Source organism: Veillonella magna, assembly GCF_959600285.1.
In the GTDB taxonomy this organism is placed as follows: Bacteria; Bacillota; Negativicutes; order Veillonellales; family Veillonellaceae; genus Veillonella_A; species Veillonella_A magna.
In genome coordinates this window covers 33,591-58,523 of record NZ_CAUGKU010000009.1, presented here as the reverse complement: position 1 = coordinate 58,523, position 24,933 = coordinate 33,591, and the positions used below count along the sequence as shown (strand labels likewise).

The window sequence follows — 24,933 nt, the reverse complement described above, 5'->3', positions numbered from 1 at the left end:
TCAACCTTTTTTTATGCCTTCCTCATCACTGCCATCCGCAGGCGACAACATCCGGCGTACTGCCTCCTCGCCGAGTTCTAGCTTCTTTGCCATTTTCGCATTCTCGCGCAATAGCCGAACCAAGCGTTCCGCTTTTTCCTTATCGCCGAGAACCGCTTGTAACGCTGCCAGCTCCTCTGTCGACATAGCACGGGCCAACAAATCCGGTCGACAGGTAATTGTTCGCTTGATTGCTTCTTGCAAACGCCAATCGGCAATATGTTTATGATGACCGCTGCGAAGCACCTCCGGTACCTCCCAATCTCGATACACCTGTGGTTTCGTATACTGCGGCCCTTCTAACATCGGACGATAGAACGAATCTTCCACCGCTCCGGAAGCCGCGCCCAACACACCGGGTATCATACGCGCCACCGCATCGGCTACTACCATAGCCGGCAATTCGCCACCGGTCAACACATAATCACCGATGGAAATCGTTTCATCCACCAAGTGCTCTTCTACGCGATAATCCACGCCTTCGTAGTGACCGCACACCAAGATAAGTTGATCATAGGTGGCCAGCTGGCGGGCCTTTTCCTGCGTAAACGGTACACCCGCCGGCCCCAAGAAAATTACGCGACGCCGCACCTTTTCTTCCTGCGTCACCGACTCGACAGCTTCAAAAATAGGCGGTGCCATTATAAGCATACCGGCACCACCGCCATACATCGTGTCATCTACCTGATTATGCTTATTGTGAGCAAAATCACGAGGATTTGTAACGGACATAGTCAGGCGATTGGCCGCAATAGCCCGCTTGATAATGGAGTGATCAAAAAAAGCGGAGAAAAACTCCGGAAATAATGAGATAATATCTATCTTCATGGCTTATATCCATTCGGGCGGATCGACTATCATCAGCTGCTTTTCCAAATCAATGGAAAGAACAACGTCCTTCAGCGCCGGTAATAATACATCCGGAACCCCTTCCTTGGCCACCACATATACATCGTTGGCACCCGGCTGAAGTACTTCTTTCACTTCGCCGAGGTAGTTCCCGTCCGTATCTTCTACGCGCAGTCCTTCAATCTCGAAAATATAATACCGCCCTTCCGGTAACGGCATTAATTCTTCGCGCGGCACCTTGATTTCCTTGCGTGCCAACAGCTCGGCTGCATTGCGGTCGGGTACTTCCTTAAACGTTGCCAACACAAATTGTTTATGAAAACGAGCAGATGCAATATGGTATTCCTTACCATCTATGTAGCAGGCATCCATCGTTAAAAACCGATCGGGAAAATCGGTTTGGGGCACTATACGAAGATCACCCCGCACACCGTGCGGGGCTACAATAGTGCCTATGGTAATGAATTCTTTCGTATCCATCACTTACTGACGGAACGCAATAATTTTGCCGTCTTCCAACAAAATTTCAGAGCCCATCAACGCATCAAGATTGTCGCCAACCTTAATGGTCACTGTCTGCTCCATCGTTCCCTGTGCAATTTCGGATCCGATTTCAAGCGCCTGCGCATCCTTCAATTTAGCTGCTACTTCTGCCTTGAAGTTCATGCGCTTTTGCTTTTCTTCTTCAATCTGCTGACGCAACTGGATTAATCCCTGTGCATCAATTTTGGCTTGCTCACTTAACAAGCGTTTTGCTTGGAACTCGATTTGCTGTAAATCTTGTTCAACCATGTCAAGACGCTGCTGAAGATCGGCGATCAGCTTTGCCTTCAGACTTTCCGTTACCTTAGACTTAATCGTCACCGGTACGCGTACTGTCATTTCTTCCATGTTTTCCACACCCTTCAGACAATATCCACGGATATTTTCTTATTTTCTTTAATAGCCGCCGCTTTGGCAACAGAGCGAATTGCCTTAGCAATTCGGCCCTGTTTTCCTATCACTTTGCCCATATCCTCAGGAGCTACATGGATTTCATAGACCTCCACGTTACCCTTGACGGTCATGGTAACAGAAACGGCTTCAGGCTGCTTAACCAATGACTTCGCAATTAATGTAATTAATTCTTTCATCATAGTATGCCTCTCTCCGAATTACTTCTTAGCTTCAGCGAATTTCTGCATTACACCGTGCTGTTTGAAAAGGGAGCGAACCGTGTCAGTCGGCTGTGCACCTTTACCCAACCAAGTCAACGCTTTTTCTTCGTCGATGTTTACGATAGCCGGATTTTTAGTGGCGTCGTACTGACCGATGGTATCAACCGGACGACCTTCACGCGGAGCGCGGGAGTCAGCCACAACGATACGATAGAAAGGAGCTTTTTTAGCACCTAAACGAGTCAAACGAATTTTTAACATTACTATTTCACCTCCTTATCAGGATTTCCATCTATAGACTAGCCCATAAACGGCAGCTTCGGTAACATACCGCGCTTACCTTTGCGCATAGACTGCATTTTCTTCATCATCTTTCGAGCTTCCTCGAATTGTTTCAACAAACGATTTACATCTTGCACCCGCATACCGGAACCTTCGGCAATGCGTTTGCGACGTGAACCGTTGAGGATATTCGGATTCGTCCGTTCCGCCTTCGTCATGGATTTGATGATGGCTTCGATACGGCGAATTTCCTTGCTATCCATATCTATATCCTTAAGCTGATCCTTAATCTTGCCCATCCCCGGCAACAAGCCAAGAATGTTTTGCAACGGACCAAGCTTACGAACCTGCTGCATTTGGCTGAGGAAATCATCTAAGGTAAAGTTATTCTTGGCCATCTTCTTGGCCATTTCCTTTGCCTCTTCCTCATCAATGGCACCCTGTACACTTTCGAGCAATGACTTGAAGTCACCTAAATCAAGAATGCGCGATGCCATTCGGTCCGGATAAAATACTTCGAGACCGTCCATCTTTTCACTGGTACCGGTGAACTTAATCGGTGTCCCCGTCACAGCCTTGATGGAAAGTGCGGCACCACCGCGCGCATCCCCGTCAAGCTTAGTAAGGATAACACCATCCAGACCCAGCTTTTCATTAAAGGTTTCTGCTGTCGTCACCGCATCCTGACCAATCATGGAGTCCACAACCAACAAGATTTCATGCGGATGTACGGCGCCTTTAATATTAACGAGCTCGTTCATCAACTCTTCGTCAATGGCCAAGCGACCGGCCGTATCGATGATGACAACATCCTTGAGCATATGCGTGCTGGCTTCAATCGCTTCCTTCGCAATATCCACCGGATTCGCACCGGCTTCTTCCTTGGCAAACACCGGCACATCGATTTGTGCCCCCACTACCTGTAATTGCTTAATAGCTGCCGGACGATACACGTCGGCGGCTACCAACATAGGATGCTTACCTTGTTTGCGAAGATACACGGCGAGCTTACCGGCCGTTGTCGTCTTACCGGCCCCTTGCAAACCGACAAGCATAATAATTGTCGGAGGCTTTGAGGCAATCATAATACGACTTTGCGTACCACCCAATAACTCAGTCAACTCATCATTAACGATTTTTACAACCGTTTGAACCGGGTTTAACGAACCGAATACTTCTTCACCCAGTGCTTTCTCCTTGATGCGAGCGATAAAGTCCTTAGCGACCTTAAAGTTAACGTCCGCTTCCAGCAAGGCTGTACGCACTTGGCGAAGAGCCCGGTTAACATCATCTTCGGAAATTTTTCCTTTACTCTTCAAGGATTTAAAGGCTTCCTGCAGTTTATCCGTTAAGCTTTCAAAAGCCATGTTATCCCTCCATCTGTGCTACTAATGCGCTTAGGCGATCCTTCGAAAGAATCGGCTTTGCCAATTCACTGCGAAACTCAGCAATGACTGCTTCCCGCCTTGTATACTGTGCTACCATGTGAAGCGTATCTTCATACCCTTCCAACAGTTGCATCGCCCGCTGCATATTATCGTGAACAGCCTGCCGTGAAATTCCCAGCTCCTCGGCGATTTCACCGAGTGACATATCATCTTCATGATGTAATACCAAGCATTCACGTTGCCGTTTCGTCAAGAGTGCCCCATAGAAATCGAGTAACAGGCTTACTGTAATTCTGTCTTCCATAAGGTCACCTCACTTCTCTTTACTGTCAAGCTAAAAAACTTTACACGTTATTCTAGCAAAGACAAGAAAGACTGTCAAGCAATTTTACTTAACAGCCATTTCTTTTTACTTTTTTTCTTTATTGGTCAATGCTATCCTTCTTACCTTTCTTTATAGAATTTCTTTAGAGATTGTTTTGTTTAGTTTTGTTTAGGAATGCGCTCGGTCTGTGGCTCGGTTGAAGAAAAATTATTTACGCTACTCTTTACCGTCACCCGGTCTGTAGTTCGGATACGTATTCATTTTTTCTCTCATTCTTTCCCTCACGCTTTCCATCGTTCTTTCCATCACGCTTTCCATCATGCTTTCCATCGCTCTTTCCATCATACTTTCCATCGCTCTTTCCATCATGGTTTCGCTATGCGTTCTCTCCGAGTCTGTAGCGCATAAGGGAAATCGGTTGAGCGATGGCGTTATGAACGGCTATTTTCCATATAACGAAAGTGTTGGTACTACATTTATTTTTTTGATGAACCATTTACACCAATGACTCTAGCTATTTTTTGCATATCACGTATAGCCCCACCTCGACTATCAATATCATCATTCATAATGCATATCACCAAAGGAGTTCCTTCCCGAACAACAATTCCGCCATCATCATAGAGCCCTACTAACTCCCCCGTTTTATGAGCAATCTTTCCTTGAGGAAATGCCTGTGGCAAACATTCCGTATCCGTCTGTTCATATAGCCAAGTCAGCATTTGTTCCCTTGTTCCCGCTGTCATTCCTTCGCCTTTCCACAGGCGCGTAAAGAAATGTCCAAGGTCCGCAGGTGATGTTATATTTTCGCGTCCTGCTTCTGCCGCCGCTGTATCCATCATTTTGCGTTGCAGTTTAGTTTCACCATAGCCTTCTTGACGGATATATTCGTTAACGGCCTCCATACCTAAACGATCAATCATTAGATTAGTTGCTGTATTGTCACTTTCCGTAATCATCAACCTAAGTAACTCCCTTACCGGTATATCTGTTCCGTCAGCCCAACCGGCAATTATGCCGGCTCCCCCTACCTTATCGTTCGCTTTCAAAGTAATCATTTCATCAAGAGACAACCGTCCTCGTTCCACCTCTTGCATGGCCTTTCCCATAATAAAAACCTTAATCATACTGGCCGACCGCATGGGACGCGACTGTATAATCAAAGGAACTGTGTCCGCAGTAGGATAAAAAGCGTATATACCATATTTACTTACTTCATCCCCAAGGATTTGACCTATTGCCTTCTTCGCATCCTCATGCCATGCCGGAATACTTGAGGCATTACCAGAGGCAGTTCGAGCCGTTATCGTTTCTACTGTTTGGACATCCTTTGCCGATTGTTCTTCATTCTCTGCCGGTACCATCGCACAGCCGGATAAAAAAATACTCATTACTAGCGCGCTTCCCACTACATGACGCACATATCTATATGTTTTCCGATGCATTAGTCCATAGTGCAAATTTTGTCGTCCGAAGAATCTACTCATTGTACATTATGCGCCTTCTTAAACGCATCTAATTTAGCATAGTACTGATCATAGTAATTGCCACCTACTGCATACTGCGATGTATCGCCTTGTATGCCTTTTGCCATGAAGTTGGCTCGCTGTGTTTGAATCGAATACAACGCTTCCACATCATTAACAATTGAAGAATCTGCTGGTGCTGTCATCTTCTTTAAATCGGCTCGACGACCTTCAATGCGCGATACCACATTGGCTTCTTCATTTAGTAATGTAGATGTCATGTAAACGCCCGAATTGATCATATCTGCCAAGCTCTTCAAATCACGTTCACCCGCATCAAGCTGACTTAACGCCTTTTGGATATACGCCGACGTAATTTGAGATTGTTGCTTATCGTTTTGTTCCTTGGCGGCCTTTTCCTCAGCTTCCTTCTTAGCCTTCGCTTCCTCGGCAGCCGCCTGCTCTGCTTGCATCTGTTCAATCTTCACCTGTTGCTGATGATAATAGTAATAACCACCACCGGCTGCAGCGACAAGGATGGCTATAAGTATTCCTATAATGACAAACTGTTTATTCTTAGAATGCTCCGTTCCCATTTGTTTATGGGTATTCACCATCGAATATGATGCGCCTTCCTGCCTACCAGGCTCGGCACTGCCTACCTGCTGTACGCCGTTACCGTTTGAACTGTTAGCAGCTACTGCTGTACCACAAGACTTACAAAACTTTATTCCCTCATCTAAAGGAGCTCCACAGTTTTTACAAAATTTGGCCATGTCTTACATACCTCCTAGTCATTTTCATTAATTTTCTGTGCCGGAATTTGTATTGATACATCTGTCGGATCTTCTTGTTCTACAATCCCTTGACATACGCCTTCTGCTGACACATAATCACCGATGTGCAACTTATTAAGCTTACCGGCCATCTTCGAAGGAATTCTTAATAATACATAATATGATTTACCGGCAGCCATGCGACGTCCGACAGTTACATAGTAATCTTGGCTATTCCTATACTGTCCTTTAGAGGATACCTTGCCTGTTAACTCTATCTTTTTATCCTTGTATTCTTTTTCTGCCTTTGCTTGGTCCCTAATGTAATCATCAATTATAGTTTCTGCTTTTACGGATATTGCCTGTGTCTCTTCAGCCTTCTTAACCGCACCTTTATTCTCACCGACACCATTAAAGATAGCGATTACTAAAAAAAGAACCACGAGGACACCTACAGCAATACTTATCATCTGACTGGTGGTCCACTTTTTCTCTTCTTTCAATTCCGTAACAGGTGTTGCTTTGATTACCGGTCTCTCAGTTTGCTGTTTGTTAGGATCTTCATACTTAGCACCGCACTCGCCACAAAACAGCGCATCCTTTTCAAGCAATGCACCGCACTGTTTGCACAGTCTTACCTCCGGCTGTTGAGCACCACACTCTGTACAAAATCCTGCATCGTTAGGTAAGTCTGTTCCGCATGATACACATTTCTTTGCCATAATAAACCTCCTAGCACATAGCAAAAGGTGCAATGAGAGGCACATTTGCCTTCATTGCACCTTTTCATCAAACCCTTACAACTATAAAATTCAGTACATCACGTATCCTACCCGATACGACCTACTATACTTTTATTCTTACATAACTTCTATCAAACGGTAACGACTAAACTTGTACAAAATCCACCTAATCATGTCGCCTCATACCACGGCCATCTTTTACCATCTTTCCTTTCTCCCCGACAACCTAACCGTGCATAGCTTTTTCCATTACGATGCATTACCATCTATGATAAAATACAAGTAATCATCCTATTCTAACTGTTAATGGATCGACAAAGGAGAGAGGATTATGACTGCTACTAATATTTTTCAAGACTCATTACACTATTGTAAAACTGCTTGGCAACTCGTCACGCATCCGTTTATAACTATTCGCGCGCTTGCCTCAACGGAACCGGACCGTAATGATGTGTTCTTATATATCCTTAACTGTATTATACAACTCCTTCCCAATCTGCTTGCCACATTGACCACATTGTTCACGGCTCACTCTCTTGACATGGGCGGTTTCTCATTGCTTATGCTCTTTTTAAATACCATAGGTCTCCCTATCATGATCTTCCTTAGCTATTGGCTATGGCGACTATGCGCCTTTATTCTTTGGAAGCTTCTCTTCATCATGGGCAGCAATGGTACGTCGATCAATGTGCGTACCGGACTCCTTCATTTTTTATTGCTATCCAATCTGTTAAACCTCATCATTCCTATTCTATTATGCGTGAGCGCCTTTGTTATCTTCATCATTACCTTAGTCTCTTCATCTGCCTTCACAGCCTCTATGCTTTCCGGCATCATCCAAGGGCTTAGCATTCTTGCTATAGCCTTCTTCCCCATTTCCCTTTGGTTCTCATACCTGGCCATTCGCTTCCTTAAAGAAAGCAGTCATTTAAGCTATGGTCGTACCATCCTCGCTTTGGCGTTGCCTGCATTTATTTTGTTTCTTATCGCATTTGGTGCGAGCCATATGTAGTCAATCAAAAACAATAAAAAGGCTGTACGAAATGAACTCACATTTCGTACAGCCTTTTCTATGTTTACCTATTACTTTCTACTAACTTTTTTTAATAGCCTCTTACTTTCTGCTAGCACTTTTCAATAGCCTCACACCTATTGCAAATCAGCGTTTAACTTTTTCTCAGCCAATGTTTTTTCCATCGTATCATGCAACAGCTTAGCATATTCTTTTATACCCTCATCATTGGGATGAATACCATCCTCGCTGAGCCACTCCGGATGCTTGGCCGCTAGGTCATGCCAATTTACAATCACAATATTGTCGCGTTCCTTCGCCAGCTGTTCCAAATATTCGTTATTCGGCTTTTCCCATTCTAACTTCGGTCCGTACACGTTTACCCAGAAAATCATCCGATCCGGTCCCAAGTAATTGACTAAGTCCTTCGTTTCATGTTCATAGTAACCGGTAATCGGACCGTTTGTGCCAAGACCGATAACAACAACATGGCCCAACCGATTCTGCTCCGCCAATCCTCTGGCAATATCAAGACCGGCCCCCACATATCGCGACACCTTAGCATCAATATAGACACCGGGCAACACCTTGCGCATCGCCGGCGAAGCACCGAGCATGACCGAGTCGCCGATAGCCGATACGCCGGTTAACGACGCTTCTACCTCCGACTGCTCCTCTGCCGTAAGCTGCCGCGCCTTTTCATTTTCTGCCTGTTGCTCTTCTGCATTGGCCTCTAAGCGCGCTTGCAACTCACTCATGTCTGCCGCCTTTTCATCGGATGCACTAAACACGGCCACCACCCCAAAGCACATCACCACACAGGCTACGGCTGTAACGAGCCGCATAGACACCCCGCGCAGCCAACTGCAAAAGGATCGAAACGTAAACCCTTGGCTAAGTTTGCCTACCACGGAATCCGACCATACCGTCAAGGCAATAATCAGTGCGATGATACAACCGTTATATACAAAGGGATTGCCCACATACTCTGCCACCTTACACTGTTGGAATAAGTAGAGTACCGGATACTGCCAGAGGAAAATACCGTAGCTTCGTTTCCCCAGCCAAGCGACCGCGGGCCAATTAAGGAAGCGGGCGACTGCTAAGCGATCATATTCGCATAGCAGTATGAGCAGTCCAAAGCCAAAGGTAGCCGCCAACATCATGTATTGATATACGATGGGATTTTTGCCATCCAGCAAAGCATAGCAAGCAATCACTCCAGCCAACAACGCCAAAAATACAATAGAATTAATAGCTTGCCGAACCCGCGACCACTCATCCCCCTGCATGTGCATGGAACGACGTATCCCCAAAAACGCGCCGAAAAGCAGCGCGTATATCCGTGTATCGGTTCCGTAATACAGCCGCGTTACGTCATCTCCCGGATGATACTGAATGGTCATCAACAAGGAAGATCCTAAGGCAACAAACGCCAACACGGCCATGGCTACCCGATAGCTTAGCCGCCGACACAGCCATATAAATATACCGAATAGTAGCGGCCAAATAATGAAATACTGCATTTCAATGCCCATAAACCACAAGTGGGTAAACGGCGACACATTAATGAGCCGCGTAAAATAATCAGCATCTTGTGCAATTTGCCAAAAGTTATTATAGCCAAATACAATCGACATCAATTCGGGGCGAATGCCATTAAGACTATTGGGCAATAACAATCCATTCACGCCTACCGTCACCAACAGCATAATGAGAAGCGGCGGATAAATGCGGCGAATACGATGCCACAAATATTGTGTAACACTATACGCATGCTGCCTTAACCTATTACTATCCGAGAAGGCCAATAAATAACCGGTAATGACAAAAAAGAGCGACACCCCCATGTACCCGCCCGGTACATCCTGCGGCAACATATGGAATAGCGTTACCCCAATAATCGCTATCGCTTTTAATCCGTCAATACCGGATAAATTACCTGGCTCGCGTTTCTTTAACCGCTGCTGATTTGAATTGCTGTCCATACCTATACTACCTACTTCACTTCGTCCTACTACTACAATCGTTTTACATACTTGTCCATTATAATCCTATCTACTTATTTTTTCTACACTGTTTATCTAAAGTGGGGAATATATTTTCACCGCAGTTCAAGAAAATAAAGATGCAAAATTTACTTTCATAATAAACCCACTATTTAATTTTAATATGAAGTGCTAAGATACACGGTACGTATAAGAAAAGGAGCTGTAGCCGAAATGTGAGTTAAAAAACTCAATTTCGTTACAGCCTCTTTTACAGTATAGCTATTTTATACTAAGTCCGTTCAAATGTTTTTGTTTCGTATCATCCTATAATACTAAGGCCTACAGCTTCTTTTTACAACGTAACCCTATTTCTATCAGCCTCTAAAAATAACGGTCATATCGGAAAACAAATAGCCGCACTAAGTCAACATTCCTTTTTCTCAGAAAAAATTACATCATTTCTAGAGAGAAGATATACACAATACTGATTCATACTAATTCCTTCTTTCTGAGAATGTTCTGCTAACCTCCTGTGCAAACTTCTTGGAATTCTTAATTTAAATTGTCCCGAATATTTTTCTAAGCTATCTGGCTCACGAATTTCTATGCCATCCTCAAGCGCCGCCTCAAACCACGCTTTTTTTGCGTCTACTGCATTCGCTACTGCAAGTTCTATTGTCTCACCGCAAGTAATGCAACCAGGCAAATCTGGATAAGAAATCACAAATCCTCCCTCATCCCTATCTTCCACAATTTCCATGCGATATGGCATTGCCATATAATCATTCAGCACTTTCATTGTTTTTCGCCTCACTTTCTACAATTTTCCTTACCATTTCAACATATATTCTTTTTATTGGTTCATGTTTGGGTATTGTTATTGGCATACATCCAGCCTTTCTAAATGTATAATGACTACTTCCGTCTCGTGGAGAATTCATTTCATACCCGTAACTTTCCAAAACCTTTCTTAACTCATCGAATCGGAGGCTTTTAGATAAATTATAAATACGCGCTAGTAGCTTATCCCATTTTGACATGTCCTACCTCCTTTTCCTCAGTATAGTCGATACCGTATATGGTGTCAATATTTCTCTTTTTACTGTATGCAAAAAAAGGCAGGTTAGTTCATTAGAACCAACCTGCCCCATCCGTTAGTATAATTTTCTCATAAGTATTTCAAATCGCATACTACTAACGGCGTAAGAAAAACAATACATTAGGTTATTTTTCTGCTACAGTTTTTATTTTATCTTTATCCTTTGCTTCCTGTACTGCTTCCTTTACTGCCTGCATGACATCCTTTTGATGTTCCTTTTTGCGCTTGGCCAATTCTTTATCGCGATCGGCGGGCGACATAATGTGTAACACAAATTGTCCGTCGCCACGGATAACGTATTCCGTGTCCACTTTTGCTTCCTGCGGTTCCTTATCGTCCCCCAGTACGTCAGACACATCCGTCTTGGCTTTTGGCTTTTTCACATCGCCCGGTAACGGAGTTTCTTCGATATCTTCGATCTTAGCTTTCTTGCCGTTGCTATCACTGCCGTCATCAACCATGCTAACGCCATCCTGCAAAATTTCTACCACCAACTGATTGTTCGTGTCCGTCTTGCGCAAGTCATTATAGAATTCGTCAAAATCTTTATAGGTCTTTAAGCGACGAATAATTTCGTCCGTCAAATTATATTTCTGCTTCTCCAATAAATACGGAAGCGGCACTACGCCACCGCCGCGCACTTCCAGCGTTGCCTTGCCCAGCGGCTGATCCTTGGGAATGGTGTAAAAAATTTCTTTTTCCACCGGCTCGCCTCTAAACGGTTGCAGCTTTACATTAACCACAATGGTATCTCCCGGCGAAGCCACACCCGGCGATAAGGTTGCATCACCGATAACGGCCGTCTTCGTATCCTTGGTCACATCTGCCTGTACGGCGATGTCTGCAATTTCATACGCCTTAAAGCGATTATTCATCAGCACATCCAGCAGATTATAAAACTCATCCACACCTTTTAGCGTAATGGATTCGGAAGAGTAAAACATATTGCGACGCTCCAAGGGTTCGATGGTGGCATCCCGCGGCGTAATGCGCACGTTCACCGTCGCCGATCCTTCACCGCTGCGATCTACCGTTTTGTTCATAAGGCTGTATAGGGATGTGGCTGCCAAGGCCGGTGTCATCTCGTTGGCCTCGATGACTTTCAGTACCGACCGGCGCGATTTTCCCGTGTCGAGGTCGCGCACATCGACGGTAAGAGGAATCCCTTTGGCCACGATGCCTTCCTTACCGGCAATGCCGGCACCGCGGTCTTCCGTAACCGCTCCCACTTCGGCACCCATAGACCCCAATTTAAATCCGGAGTCCACACTTTTTACTACCGTAAAAATATGAGCATTGTGCATGAAGTAGTCAACACTGCCACGTTTTAAAAAGGGATGACCAAAGGCCACGATATGATCGTTGTCTACATAGGTAACTGTACCGATGGCACCCAGCTTCATATCGCCGGATACCAGCAAGGCCGCTACGGATCCGCCTGCTTCCAGCGGTTTCTTTACACCATCACTGTCTGCAGCTGCCGTATCGTACGTGCTGTAACCGTACTCCGGCAATTTTGATTTCATATAATCTAACGATGTTTTATCAAAGCCGTACGCCATAAGCGGCGTTCCTAAGGGGATTAATCGTTCATCGCGCCACGGATTGGCAACTTGCTTTTCATAGGGAATGTTCCACAGCGATACCATATCCGCAATCGGTGTAATCATGCCGATAGTCCCATCGGCAAAGCCCCATCCGTAGGCTACCGCTCCGGCCAGTTTGCCATCTAGATACACGGGACTGCCACTCATGCCGTGAACAATGCCGCCGGTTTGATCAATCACCGGTCCGGAAAATTTGGCAAGAATCAAATCGCCGGATGGGCCTCTATCTTTCATAACGCCCAGCACTTTCACATTAAAGCTGGTAATGGCATCACCGTCTACTACTGTTTTTGCATATCCTTCCATGCCGGTATGCACCGAGTCCACAGGCATAAAGTCTATCGCCTCGGCACCTGCGGTTACAGACCAACAAAAAAGGAGCGCCAGCACGCCTTTCCCGTACCGACGCATTGAACGAAATGGCTTCATTCAAATCTCCTCTCTACTTACCATCGACAACCGCAACCACTTGGCCGCGCTGTATCGAATCATTTGCTTTTACATTTACCTGGGTAACTACACCGTCTACATTGGAACGAGCCGCTACCATAGGACCTGTAATTGTCTGTACCGTCACCAGTGTGTCACCTTCCTGTACGGACGTGCCCACGGAAACGGTGGAAACAACCTTACCGGTTAATACTGTTTCTTGATTTACATTCGCTGCGGAGGCCACAGATGCACTTCCGGCTAATATAGCAAAGCTAAGTGCCACCGGCAGTAATGCGAGTACTCTTTTTTTCATAAATACCTCCTCCTTTGTTCTCATTATATCATACAAAATTATTTTTCAATAGAAGAAACTATCCTTAGCCAACGGTAAGCACCTCTTGGTATTCCGTCGGCTGATTGGCAACGTATTCATGTACATAGGCGCCGTCACCGAATATATCGACTGCGCCCTGACCGATGAGTTCCATAGCGTTCACCGCTCCTAGCGAGCGCAACAGTTCCGCCCCTTCCGCTGCCGTAACACCTACCGAGTTGACATGACGGTCTACGGCCATAACCAATAGGCTGCCGTCACCGACCGTGCCTAACAGGGTACGCGCTTGCACTATATCGGGTCCTTTCGCCATAATGCGTCCGTTTTCCAGTACTGCTGTACCGCCGCGATACCACCGTGAACCGGCAGGCCCAACCGTTGCTATCGGGGCTTGCTTGGTAATCACTAAAGGCATCCCTACCAAGACCGACTCCAACAATTTTGCTTTGTCACCGTGTCCGGACAGTACGATGCTGCCGGGAGTCAGTGGCGCATTTTGCTTGTAGGCACCAATGACAATGTTATTTTTTACGGCCACTTCAAAACCATATTGATTGGTTCCCGTCGACGGTCCGTTATCTACAGTATACGCAATCAGTTCGTTTTCATGCCGTTCTCGGTTGATTCCGTTAATCGTATATTCCATGCCATTGATTCGTGCATGCAGTACCGGCTCTTCACTATGTATACTATAGCCGCTGCCCGGTGTAAAGCAAAGCTCCGCCTGTGGTCTTAGGTCGTTTTCCTTTAACGCACCGGTTGTCACTGCTTGTTTGCCTGCCGATAACGCTGTCTTGGCCCCGATATATATTGGCTGTGGTGTTGTCATCGCTTGACCATCGCCTCGCACCACTACGACCTGCGGCTTGGCAGCTGCCAGCTGTTGCAATGATTTTGCCGGTACAACGGCTTCCGACTGAAACGGTGTATCCGCCGTGACTGTCACAACGCTTGCTTCTACCCGTCCTTTGTCCGAGCTGGTGTGCCATTTTGTCAAAGCCACGCCGTCGGTAAGATGACGAACTAGCTTTTGATCGTAATCCGTAAATAAATCCACTATCATTCGATCGGGATTTTCCAGTGTAATAATATGATGTTTTATACTTCTGTCTGCTTGCATCTCGATTGCCGTGCCGCCGAGTTCCGGTTGCAAGCGAATACCTTTGAGTACACCTTCTCCCTGTCCACGACGTTCCATGGGAGAGGTAACCTTATTTGATGTGTCGTGTAAATGTATGGTCATTGTATGTGTGTCGCCGTGATACGCCGTACTATATGTATCCGGCAAGCCATCCATATCCATAACCAAGCGTGTATGTCCTACATTGTCTATGGCTGTTAATGCCGTAATATCTGCCGCCTCGGCCACGGGATGAGCCCAACAGCAAGCAGCTATTGTCATACCGCCAAATAACCAATGTCGCCAGTGCTTCATATGTCCTCCCGTCTGTATATTGCTAGTATGTAGTATATATGATAACTATGAAAATTATATGATATACATTATGTTCTCTCATTTATTATAGCATAGGATACAAAAAAGGCGTGAAGTCAGCAATTGACTCCACACCTCATGTAACCATAACAACCGGCACATGTTAGATGCACATGCCAAGGGATTACGGATATTATTGTAACTCTTCCAGCGTATCCTGCAAATGCCCCATTTCACGAAGGGCACGTCCCGTTCCAAGGATAACAGAATACCTTGGGTTATCTACTAAGTAGGCAGCTATACCGGTAACGCGGGTGATCAAACGATCAAGTCCGTTTATCATCGCTCCACCGCCGGTTAAAATAATTCCGTGGTCGATAATTTCCGCCACTAATTCCGGTGGTGTTTTTTCCAGCATGTCCTTAATGCCTTCGATAATTTTTCGTACCGGTCGTTCTAAGGCACGCTGCACATCCTTGGACGTAACCATGACAGCCTTCGGCAAACCGGTAACCGTATCACGTCCGCGCACTAGAGTTTCGCTTCCCTGTGCTTTGCGATCCACGGTACCGATCTGAATTTTCAGTTCTTCCGCTGTCACCGTTCCGATTAACAGTTTGCTGCGTCGACGCAAGTGATTAACGATGGCTGCATCAAACAAATCACCGCCTACGCGCAGCGATTCACTGAGAACCACACCGGTACTGCACAACACGGCAATATCCGTTGTACCGCCACCGACATCTACCACCATGGCGCCTTGTGATTTTGCTTTATCCAGTCCCGTACCGAGGGCAGCTGCCAGCGGTTCTTCTATAAGTACCGTTTTACGGGCACCGGCCTGCAGAGCTGCCTCCAAGACGGCACGCTTTTCAACCGGTGTAATGCCCGACGGCACGCAAACAACAATGCGCGGTCTAAACAGCATCGATGCCGGTAAAATACTTTTAATATAATAGCGCAGCATAAATTCCGTTGTATCGTAGTCAGCGATAACACCATCCTGTAACGGTCGGATAACCTCAATATCCTCCGGCGTACGCCCCAGCATAATGCGGGCTTCTTCGCCTACGGCTACCACTTCATGTGTCTTGGTGTTACGCGCCACGTAACTGGGCTCATCAAGTACGATACCCTTGCCCTTCACGTAAACCAAAACATTGGCCGTTCCCAAATCTATGCCAATATCATAGGCCGTCATCAAAGCTAACCGTTCGAAGAATGATGGCGAACGACGCTCCCGCAACGGTCGTTGTTTCACCGATGTATCGGAAATAGGTTTCGTTTGTTTTTTTCGTCGTTCTTCTCTTCGTTGCTGTACACTCGCCGCTGTAGGTTTCTGTTTTTGCTTCTGCTTTTTCTTATTCGTCCACCCGAACAATATCAGCACCTAACCTTTTTAATTTTCCCACCAAATCGTCATAGCCGCGATCGATATGGGACAACTGTGTTACCTTCGTTTCACCATCTGCTGCCAAGCCTGCACATACCAGTGCCGCACCAGCTCTGAGGTCTGTAGCTCGCACTTCGGCTCCGTGAAGTCGTTTTATACCATCCACAATAGCTCGACGATCTTCAATGCGAATCTGTGCACCCATCTTCTTGAGTTCATCTACGTGCATAAAGCGATTTTCAAATACCGTTTCCATAACCGTACTCGTTCCTTCGGCAATGGTCGTCAACGCCATAAACTGCGCCTGCATATCTGTCGGAAATCCCGGATACGGCAATGTTTTTATGTCCGCGGCCTTCAAGGTGCCGTCACTGATAACACGAATACCGTCAATGTGTTCTTCTACCGTCACACCGGCTTCTTTCAGTTTAGCCACCACCGGTTTTAAATGTTCCGACAACGCATTTTCCACATATACGTCACCGCCGGCCATCGCTGCTGCAATTAAATACGTACCGGCTTCAATGCGATCCGGAATCACCGTATGCACCGCACCTTTTAATTCAGGCACGCCTTGAATGCGGATAATATTTGTACCGGCTCCGCGAATGTTGGCCCCCATACTGTTAAGGTAGGTTACCAAATCAACAATTTCCGGTTCTTCCGCAGCATTTTCAATCACTGTTTTGCCTTCGGCCATGGAAGCAGCCATGATTACATTTTCCGTAGCGCCTACACTGGGAAAATCCAAATAGACTTGATTGCCCTTTAATCCATTAGGTGCCTTTGCATGTACATAGCCATCGCCCATTTCAATGGTAGCCCCCAACGCTTCGAAAGCTTTCAAATGTAAATCAATCGGACGGCTTCCGATAGCACAGCCGCCGGGCAAGGAAATACGCGCTTCACCGCAACGAGCCAATAACGGTCCCATCACTAAAAAGGACGCACGCATGCGTCGTACCAATTCATACGGCGCTTCCGTAGCTGTCAGCGTAGCCGCATCAAATATAATTTCTTGTTTCTTATCATCAACGGTTACCTTCACACCTAAGGATGAAATGACTTCACAAATCGTATGCACATCCTCTAAGTGGGGAACCTCTAATAAACGACTGGGTGTCGAAGCCAGCATCGTTGCTGCAATAATAGGCAACACCGCATTTTTAGCACTGCTGACACGTATACGTCCGTTCAACGGCTTGCCACCGTGAATAACAAGCTTTTCCAACAATATTCCTCCCATAACGCTACGTTAACAGGAATCGTAGCTGCTAATGTCATCATAAATTCTCATTCCTTAGTATACTATTAAAGGCCCGTTACTAGCAAGGGGGCTTTGCCAATTTTAGCAAAGTCGCTTTCCCATTCCCCGCCTATAATCGCAAAAAGGCCTGACTACCGGTTGCCTTGTCACTCTCCTTACAGGTGAGTCTACAATGCATGTCAGGTAGCAGACCTTTTAGGGATTTACATCAATCGCTATTGCAAATTAGCGTGCCTTCATAGATTTCAATTTACGATCCAACCGATGAATGGTATCAACAAAGCGAACTGTACCGGTACGATAACGCATAACTACGGATTCCGTACGAGCACCGCCGGCAAAGTATTTAATGCCGGACAAGATATTGCCTTCCGTAATAGCCGTAGCTGCGAAAATAACATCTTCGCCATGTACTAAATCATCAATGGTCAATACTTTATTTAAGTCCGTAATGCCCATGGCATGACAACGACGTACTTCTTCGTCTGTTTCCGGCAACAAGCGAGCCTGCATGTCGCCACCGGTACATTTCAAAGCAGCAGCTGCCAATACACCTTCCGGTGCACCGCCGGTACCGATAACCATGTGAATCCCGGATCCTTCAAGACCACATTCCATAGCCGGATTCACATCGCCGTCGGTAATGAGGCGAATGCGGGCACCTGCTTCACGGCATTCCTTCATAATATCCTGATGACGTTCACGATCGAGCATAACAACCGTTAAGTCATCAATACCACGTTCCATTTTTTCTGCTACACGGCGCAGGTTTTCCGTTACGCTGGCATTAAGATCAATAACGCCTTTTGCTCTAGGACCTACACACAGCTTTTGCATGTACATATCGGGAGCATGCAGAAGACCGCCTTTAGGCGCAATGGCCAATACGGCAATAGCACCATTTTGCCCTTTAGCAATCAGATTCGTACCTTCGATCGGATCTACCGCAATATCTACCGCTTCTCCGCCGGCACCTACATGTTCACCAATATACAACATCGGCGCTTCGTCAATTTCACCTTCTCCGATAACGACCGTACCGGAAATAGGCACTGTGTCAAAGGTTTGGCGCATAGCGTCAACTGCTAACTGATCCGCATCATCCTTAAGTCCGCGACCCATTAAACGACCACTGCGCAATGCGGCGGCTTCCGTTACTCGTACAAATTCTAATGCTAATGTTCGATCCACTGTTGTTCCTCCTTATCAACGCCCGTTATTCGGGTGATTCGGCTATTGTAACTATGAAACAGCTTATTTATTAGCCGCTTCCCAATCGGCTAGGAATCGTGCCAAGCCGGCATCCGTCAACGGATGTTTCATGGATGCCATAAGTACCTTGTAAGGTACCGTAGCGATATGCGCACCTGCCTTAGCACACTGCGTCATGTGCATCGGAGTACGTACGCTGGCTGCAATGATTTCAGTCTTAATATCATGTACCATGAAAATTTCTGCAATGTCTTCGATTAAAGTAATTCCGTCCATACTGATATCATCAATACGACCCACGAAGGGGCTTACAAACGTAGCACCGGCACGAGCCGCCAACAACGCCTGATTAGCAGAGAAAATCAAAGTTACATTTGTTTTAATGCCTTCTTTGGCCAATACCGCTACTGCCTTCAAGCCTTCCGGCGTCATCGGTACTTTAATGACAACATTGTCACCCAATTTTACTAATTCATGGGCTTCTTTAATCATTTCCGGCGCTGTCGTAGCAATCACTTCGGCACTTACAGGGCCGTCTACGAGAGCAGCAATCTGCTTGATGACTTCCTTCAAATCACGTTTTTCTTTAACGATGAGAGAAGGGTTCGTAGTAACACCGGCAACAAAGCCCATTTCATAGGCTGCCTTGATTTCATCAAAATTAGCGGTGTCGATAAAAATCTTCATACTGTCACCTCTTTATTTTTTAACTTCTCTATGTCTTACAATTTCTTTATTTATTGCAACTTTACTATTTGCTACAACATCTTTATTTTTTAATAACTTCTAAACCGCCCATATACGGTTGCAATACTTTTGGAATGCGTACCGATCCGTCGGCTTCTTGATTGTTTTCCAAAATAGCAGCTACCGTACGACCTACGGCAAGACCGGAGCCATTCAAAGTATGTACAAATTCCGGTTTTGCTTTTGCTTCACGGCGGAATTTGATATTTGCACGTCGTGCCTGGAAGTCGGTCATGTTAGAGCACGACGAGATTTCACGGTAACAATTTTGGGCCGGCATCCATACTTCCACATCATAGGTCTTAGCCGAACCAAAACCGATATCACCGGTGCAAAGTGTAATAACGCGATGCGGTAATTCTAACAAGCGAAGCACTTCTTCGGCATTATCCGTTAGCTTTTCCAATTCGTCGTAGGAAGTTTCCGGTGTAGCAAATTTAACCATTTCAACCTTATTGAACTGATGCTGACGAATCAACCCACGCGTATCTCGACCGGCCGATCCTGCTTCTGCACGGAAGCAAGCAGTGAATGCAGTATAGTATTTCGGTAAGTCTTCTATGCTCAGGATTTCGCCGCTATGGAAATTAGTCAACGTAACTTCCGCTGTCGGAATCAAGAAGTAATCAAGTCCTTCCAACTTATACATGTCTTCCGCAAACTTCGGTAATTGTCCCGTATTCGTTAAGGTCTGACGAGTCACCATGTACGGTGTCATCATTTCTGTATAGCCTTGTTTATCAACATGCAAATCAATCATAAAGTTAATCAACGCACGTTCCAACCGAGCACCTACACCCTTATAAAAAGTGAAGCGCGCACCGCTTTCCTTAGCAGCACGTTCCCAATCGAGGATATCCAAGCTTTCGCCTAAATCCCAATGCGCTTGAATAGGAAAATCAAATTCACGGGGTGTTCCCCAGCGACGATTTTCCACATTATCGTTTTCATCTGCTCCTACCGGTACAGATGCATCGCACATATTCGGCAGCATGTAAGCAATTTTATCAATAGCCGCTTCCGTTTCCTTTACCTTTGCGTCCAATGCGTCAATTTCATCGCCGACTTTTTTCATTTCCGCGATTTGCGCATCTGCATTTTCCTTGTTGCGTTTTAAACGACTGATTTCGGCTGTCACCGTATTGCGCTGTGCCTTCAACTGTTCAACGGCCTGAATCAACTCTTTGCGTTCATCATATAATTTTGCAAAGCTGTCTAAATCGCCTGTATTATGACGATTTTCAAGGTTTTGTTTTACCGCGTCGAGATTGTCTCGTACAAATCGTAAATCTAACATATACGTAACCCCTCATCTTCTAATCTTAGCTGCCGTGTAGCTATCTACATAGCCTTTTATTTATTTACACCTTATCATACCACAGTTATCAATTTTTTTCTACAAAAAGAGCCGCCGTGCCAACTAACACGACAGCTCCCTATTGTTACTTATTCTTTTTCGTTTGTTTCTTCTTCTTCGGTAGTTTCCGTCGGTGCATCCGTTTCCGGTTTCATCAACGGGAAGAGCAATACATCACGGATCGATGCCGAATCGGTAAGGAACATAACGAGACGATCAATACCGATACCGAGACCGGCTGTTGGCGGCAAGCCATATTCCAAAGCAGCTACGAAGTCTTCGTCCATACGATGTGCTTCATCATCGCCGGCTTCGCGTTCCTTCAACTGATTTTCAAAACGTTGTTTCTGATCGATCGGGTCATTCAATTCCGAATAGCCATTAGCTAACTCGCGACCATAAATGAATGCTTCAAAGCGTTCCGTTGTTAACGGCTTTTCGCGATTCTGTTTAGCCAACGGGGAAATTTCCAGCGGATGACCATATACGATAGTCGGCTGAATCAAGTTTTCTTCTACATAATCTTCGAAGCAAAGATTAATAATTTTGCCGATACCGTCATTCGGTGTGTATTCTACATTCAAGCGATCCGCAATGGCTCTCGCCTGTTCAATGGTTTCTACAGCATCAAAATCTTCACCGGTATATTTCTTAATACCTTCCTGCATCGTAATACGATTCCATGGCGGCGTTAAATCGATTTCCGTACCTTGGTAATTAATCGTCGTGGTACCTAACACCTCTTTAGCACAATACGCTACGATATTTTCCGTCAACGCAATGGCATCTTCAAAGTTACCATACGCCTGGTACGATTCCATCATAGTGAATTCAGGGTTATGACGATTATCAATACCTTCGTTACGGAAGGAACGGTTAATTTCATAAACCCGTTCCAAACCACCTACGATAAGGCGTTTCAAATATAATTCCGGAGAGATACGCATATAGATGTCAATATCCAAAGCATTGTGATGCGTAATAAACGGACGAGCCGCTGCACCACCCGGAATAGCATGCATCATCGGCGTTTCTACTTCCATGAATTTATGACTGTTCAAATATTCGCGAATCTTAGCCACAATTTTCGTACGTTTTACAAACGTATCGCGTACATCCGGGTTCACGATAAGGTCAACATAACGCTGACGATAACGCAATTCGGTATCTTTGAGACCATGCCACTTTTCCGGTAACGGACGGAGAGATTTAGAAAGGAGTGTTAATTTTTCTACCTTAACCGTGATTTCTCCCATATGAGTGCGGAAGACATGACCTTCAATACCGACAATATCCCCCATATCAAGCATCTTCACATGCTTGTATTCGTCTTCGCCAAGAATGTCCTTGCGGAAATATACCTGGATATCTCCGGATAAATCGCGGATGTTAGCGAATGCCGTTTTACCATGCGAACGAATCGTCATAAGACGACCGGCCACGGTAACCGGCTGATCTTCAAAATCGCGGAAATTATCCTTAATATCCTTTGCATGCTGCTGTACAACAAAGCGCTGACCGAACGGATAAATACCGTCTTCTTCATACTGTGCCAGCTTGTTGCGGCGAATCAACATCTGATCGTTTAAATCCTTAAGCTGCTCCTGAGCAGAAGCTTGTTTAGTATCGCTCATTACAGTGCCTCCTCGTCTGTGTCTCACCAACTGATTAGCTGATTTCCAATACTTCAAAGATAACCGGACCATCCGGCGTGCTTACTTCTACTTCATCACCTTTTTTGCTACCGATGATAGCACTGCCGACCGGAGATTCGTTAGAAATACGGCTGTTAAACGGATCGGCTTCGGAGGAACCGACAATTACATATTCAACTTCTTCATTGTATGCCTTATCAAGCAAGCGTACTTTACTACCTACCTGCACTGTATTACGGCGCGTAGTTTCATCAATAATCTTAGCCGTATTAATTTTATTTTCCAAGTCAATGATATGACCTTCGATAAAGGCTTGTTCATTTTTAGCATCATCGTATTCGGAGTTTTCGCTGATATCACCTAAAGCGATAGCTGCCTTCAAACGTTCGGCTACTTCCATACGACGAACGGATTTAAAATGTTCCAATTCCTGCTTAAGCTTTTCTAAGCCTTCAGCAGTTAACAGTGTTTCTTTAACTTCTGCCATGGTACTTCTCCTTTAATTTATCCGGTTATAAAGAAAAAGTGTCAATACCATGACACCTTTGCTCTATAATCACATATTTTCATGTAATTTGCAGGTAATATTATACCGTCTTTGTCTTTGACTGTCAATTTTTCGTTATATCCCGACGATATTCGCCAATAGCCGTTTCAAAGCTTTCTGCGGTGTGCACCATATTAATGCGATTGCGCCACTTCGCCGCTTCCGGCAGGCCTTTTATATACCAACCTGCATGTGTTCTGATTTCACGAGCCGCCAAGCTTTCACCTTTATAGTGGCACAGAAGATGGAAATGGCGTAGCAACATAGTCAGTTTCTCATCAGCCGACGGCTCCTGTATGATTTCACCGGTTGCTAAATAATGATTAATGCGATTAAAAATCCATGGATTTCCCTGCGCACCGCGGCCTACCAGTACCGCATCGCAGCCGGTTTCTTCCAGCATAGCCTTCGCGGAAAGAGGATCGACCACATCGCCGTTCCCTAGCACGGGAACCGACACAGCTTCCTTCACCGCCTTAATATAACTCCAATCCGCACTGCCGCTATACATTTGCTCGCGGGTACGCCCATGCACAGCAATAGCCGCAACTCCCACCGATTCCATGCGCTTAGCCATATCAACGACATTTTTATGTACCTCATCCCATCCCAGTCTCAATTTAACCGTAACGGGAATCGTTACCGCCTTTACCGCACTCTCTGCTACGCGCACGGCCAAATCAGGTGTCTTCATTAACGCCGATCCGTCGCCGGATGAAACAATTTTTTTTACCGGACAGCCCATATTGATATCTACAATATCTGCACCGGCTCGTTCCACAGTCTTTGCAGCCAACCCGATGGCTTCCGGATCAGAACCAAAAATCTGCATTGATACCGGATGCTCCGCGGCTTCCATAAACAACAAATCCTTCGTATGTTCATTCTCATACTTAATACCCATGGCACTTACCATTTCCGTGCACACTAACGCAGCCCCATGTTCCTTTGCCAGTAGTCGATACGCTATATCACTGACTCCGGCCATAGGTGCCAATACAGCACGCCCGGTAATGGCAACATCGCCGATATACCAAGTATCATTATTTATTTTTTTCATAGAGTAGTCGTAATCCCTCCAGAGTTAACATCGGTTCAATATGATCAATTACATTTGTTTCCGCATTAATTAAATGCGCCAAGCCACCGGTAGCGATGACTTTCACCCCTTCAGGCAGCTCCGCTTTCATGCGGGCTACGATACCCTCTACTTGACCTACATAACCGAAAAGTACTCCGGATTGCATCGAACTTACCGTGGTTCGGCAAATCACCTGTCCCGGATTTCTTACCTCAATACGCGGCAATTTAGCGGCTCGTTGAAATAATGCTTCCGCGGAAATTTGAATGCCCGGTGCGATAGCGCCTCCGATATAATCGCCGTTTTCCAAGATCGCACAATACGTGGTAGCCGTACCAAAGTCGATAACGATTAACGGCCCACCATATTTTTCGTAAGCTGCTACTGCATTGACAATACGGTCTGCCCCTACTTCTCGCGGGTTATCGTATTTAATGGCCATACCGGTTTTAGTTCCCGGACCGACAATAATCGGAGCCACATTAAAATAGCGTAGGCAAACACGTTCCAGGGTAGGCATCATGGGCGGTACAACCGAAGAAATAATGATTGAATCAATATCGCTTACATTTACCTTGCGATCATGGAAGAATAAGTTCATGATAAGCACACCGTATTCATCCGTCGTGCGCACTCTATCTGTAGAGATTCGCCAATGACCAATTAACTTCTTCTTATCATACACACCTAATACAATATTCGTATTGCCTACATCAATCACCAGTAGCATACTTGCCCT

Annotated in this window: 27 protein-coding genes; 1 reads left to right on the top strand and 26 read right to left on the bottom strand. The window is 45.6% G+C overall.

The features are described from left to right. From trmD to Q5873_RS06395, 11 genes are all read right to left on the bottom strand, one after another. Window positions 1-867 carry a tRNA (guanosine(37)-N1)-methyltransferase TrmD gene (gene trmD, locus Q5873_RS06445; RefSeq protein WP_438364094.1) on the bottom strand — a complete coding sequence of 289 codons (867 nt, stop codon included), beginning with the start codon at window positions 865-867 and terminating at the stop codon, window positions 1-3. A gap of 3 nt (window positions 868-870) precedes the next feature. Then, the gene (rimM, locus tag Q5873_RS06440) at window positions 871-1,368 is read right to left on the bottom strand and encodes a ribosome maturation factor RimM (RefSeq protein ID WP_205087893.1); all 498 of its coding nucleotides are present in this window, start codon (window positions 1,366-1,368) and stop codon (window positions 871-873) included. Between the two features lie 3 nt (window positions 1,369-1,371). Continuing rightward, window positions 1,372-1,779 carry a YlqD family protein gene (locus tag Q5873_RS06435; RefSeq protein WP_028255029.1) on the bottom strand — a complete coding sequence of 136 codons (408 nt, stop codon included), beginning with the start codon at window positions 1,777-1,779 and terminating at the stop codon, window positions 1,372-1,374. 14 nt (window positions 1,780-1,793) lie between these two features. Next, on the bottom strand, window positions 1,794-2,021 hold the full coding sequence (locus Q5873_RS06430) for a KH domain-containing protein (RefSeq protein ID WP_028255028.1): 228 nt from the start codon (window positions 2,019-2,021) through the stop codon (window positions 1,794-1,796). A gap of 21 nt (window positions 2,022-2,042) precedes the next feature. Next, entirely contained in the window at window positions 2,043-2,306 is a 264-nt protein-coding gene (gene rpsP, locus Q5873_RS06425; protein WP_028255027.1) for a 30S ribosomal protein S16, read from the bottom strand. A 38-nt stretch (window positions 2,307-2,344) separates the two neighbouring features. Beyond that, window positions 2,345-3,694, bottom strand: coding sequence for a signal recognition particle protein (ffh, locus tag Q5873_RS06420; RefSeq protein WP_205087894.1), 1,350 nt, complete (start codon window positions 3,692-3,694; stop codon window positions 2,345-2,347). Window position 3,695: 1 nt separating this feature from the next. After that, complete coding sequence (gene ylxM / locus Q5873_RS06415; protein WP_028255025.1) at window positions 3,696-4,019, bottom strand: YlxM family DNA-binding protein; 324 nt, start codon at window positions 4,017-4,019, stop codon at window positions 3,696-3,698. A gap of 237 nt (window positions 4,020-4,256) precedes the next feature. Then, on the bottom strand, window positions 4,257-4,394 hold the full coding sequence (locus Q5873_RS06410; protein ID WP_303059946.1) for a hypothetical protein: 138 nt from the start codon (window positions 4,392-4,394) through the stop codon (window positions 4,257-4,259). Window positions 4,395-4,516: 122 nt separating this feature from the next. Beyond that, window positions 4,517-5,431: a serine hydrolase gene (locus Q5873_RS06405; RefSeq protein WP_303059944.1), complete on the bottom strand. Its 915-nt coding sequence runs from the start codon at window positions 5,429-5,431 to the stop codon at window positions 4,517-4,519. Between the two features lie 92 nt (window positions 5,432-5,523). Continuing rightward, window positions 5,524-6,282, bottom strand: coding sequence for a zinc ribbon domain-containing protein (locus Q5873_RS06400; RefSeq protein ID WP_303059942.1), 759 nt, complete (start codon window positions 6,280-6,282; stop codon window positions 5,524-5,526). A 14-nt stretch (window positions 6,283-6,296) separates the two neighbouring features. Then, complete coding sequence (locus Q5873_RS06395; protein ID WP_288300576.1) at window positions 6,297-7,004, bottom strand: OB-fold protein; 708 nt, start codon at window positions 7,002-7,004, stop codon at window positions 6,297-6,299. 352 nt (window positions 7,005-7,356) lie between these two features. Between Q5873_RS06395 and Q5873_RS06390 the strand changes: the two genes are divergently transcribed. Beyond that, window positions 7,357-8,037, top strand: a complete 681-nt coding sequence (locus tag Q5873_RS06390; protein ID WP_303059940.1) for a hypothetical protein — start codon at window positions 7,357-7,359, stop codon at window positions 8,035-8,037. A 137-nt stretch (window positions 8,038-8,174) separates the two neighbouring features. On the opposite strand, the gene Q5873_RS06385 is transcribed toward Q5873_RS06390, so the two are convergent. The 15 genes from Q5873_RS06385 to Q5873_RS06315 form a co-directional block, all read right to left on the bottom strand. Next, on the bottom strand, window positions 8,175-10,025 hold the full coding sequence (locus Q5873_RS06385; RefSeq protein WP_303059938.1) for an acyltransferase family protein: 1,851 nt from the start codon (window positions 10,023-10,025) through the stop codon (window positions 8,175-8,177). A 427-nt stretch (window positions 10,026-10,452) separates the two neighbouring features. Further along, window positions 10,453-10,827 (bottom strand): type II toxin-antitoxin system HicB family antitoxin, encoded by a 375-nt coding sequence (locus Q5873_RS06380; RefSeq protein ID WP_303059936.1) that lies wholly within the window; start codon window positions 10,825-10,827, stop codon window positions 10,453-10,455. Further along, complete coding sequence (locus Q5873_RS06375; protein WP_288759129.1) at window positions 10,811-11,068, bottom strand: type II toxin-antitoxin system HicA family toxin; 258 nt, start codon at window positions 11,066-11,068, stop codon at window positions 10,811-10,813. Before Q5873_RS06375 ends, Q5873_RS06380 begins: the two co-directional genes overlap by 17 nt. A 184-nt stretch (window positions 11,069-11,252) precedes the next feature. Next, a complete protein-coding gene (locus tag Q5873_RS06370) occupies window positions 11,253-13,163 on the bottom strand; it encodes a SpoIVB peptidase S55 domain-containing protein (protein WP_303059933.1) in 1,911 nt (636 codons plus the stop codon). Between the two features lie 13 nt (window positions 13,164-13,176). After that, window positions 13,177-13,479: a DUF2118 domain-containing protein gene (locus Q5873_RS06365; RefSeq protein WP_302225561.1), complete on the bottom strand. Its 303-nt coding sequence runs from the start codon at window positions 13,477-13,479 to the stop codon at window positions 13,177-13,179. A 64-nt stretch (window positions 13,480-13,543) separates the two neighbouring features. Further along, window positions 13,544-14,935: a phosphodiester glycosidase family protein gene (locus tag Q5873_RS06360; protein WP_303059929.1), complete on the bottom strand. Its 1,392-nt coding sequence runs from the start codon at window positions 14,933-14,935 to the stop codon at window positions 13,544-13,546. 193 nt (window positions 14,936-15,128) lie between these two features. Then, window positions 15,129-16,322, bottom strand: coding sequence for a rod shape-determining protein (locus Q5873_RS06355; protein ID WP_420864498.1), 1,194 nt, complete (start codon window positions 16,320-16,322; stop codon window positions 15,129-15,131). Further along, entirely contained in the window at window positions 16,297-17,559 is a 1,263-nt protein-coding gene (gene murA, locus Q5873_RS06350; RefSeq protein ID WP_276789206.1) for a UDP-N-acetylglucosamine 1-carboxyvinyltransferase, read from the bottom strand. The genes Q5873_RS06355 and murA overlap by 26 nt, the downstream gene beginning before the upstream one ends. 261 nt (window positions 17,560-17,820) lie before the next feature. Next, window positions 17,821-18,786 (bottom strand): class II fructose-bisphosphatase, encoded by a 966-nt coding sequence (glpX, locus tag Q5873_RS06345; RefSeq protein ID WP_028255009.1) that lies wholly within the window; start codon window positions 18,784-18,786, stop codon window positions 17,821-17,823. 63 nt (window positions 18,787-18,849) lie between these two features. Then, window positions 18,850-19,494, bottom strand: a complete 645-nt coding sequence (gene fsa, locus Q5873_RS06340; protein WP_028255008.1) for a fructose-6-phosphate aldolase — start codon at window positions 19,492-19,494, stop codon at window positions 18,850-18,852. A gap of 82 nt (window positions 19,495-19,576) precedes the next feature. Next, window positions 19,577-20,851 carry a serine--tRNA ligase gene (serS, locus tag Q5873_RS06335; protein ID WP_288190091.1) on the bottom strand — a complete coding sequence of 425 codons (1,275 nt, stop codon included), beginning with the start codon at window positions 20,849-20,851 and terminating at the stop codon, window positions 19,577-19,579. Between the two features lie 149 nt (window positions 20,852-21,000). Next, window positions 21,001-22,545, bottom strand: a complete 1,545-nt coding sequence (gene lysS / locus Q5873_RS06330) for a lysine--tRNA ligase (RefSeq protein WP_303059927.1) — start codon at window positions 22,543-22,545, stop codon at window positions 21,001-21,003. A 34-nt stretch (window positions 22,546-22,579) separates the two neighbouring features. Continuing rightward, window positions 22,580-23,053, bottom strand: coding sequence for a transcription elongation factor GreA (greA, locus tag Q5873_RS06325; protein WP_028255005.1), 474 nt, complete (start codon window positions 23,051-23,053; stop codon window positions 22,580-22,582). A gap of 124 nt (window positions 23,054-23,177) precedes the next feature. Beyond that, window positions 23,178-24,173, bottom strand: coding sequence for a tRNA dihydrouridine synthase DusB (gene dusB, locus Q5873_RS06320; RefSeq protein WP_303059924.1), 996 nt, complete (start codon window positions 24,171-24,173; stop codon window positions 23,178-23,180). Beyond that, entirely contained in the window at window positions 24,157-24,924 is a 768-nt protein-coding gene (locus tag Q5873_RS06315; RefSeq protein WP_028255003.1) for a type III pantothenate kinase, read from the bottom strand. Before Q5873_RS06315 ends, dusB begins: the two co-directional genes overlap by 17 nt. Window positions 24,925-24,933: the final 9 nt, after the last annotated feature.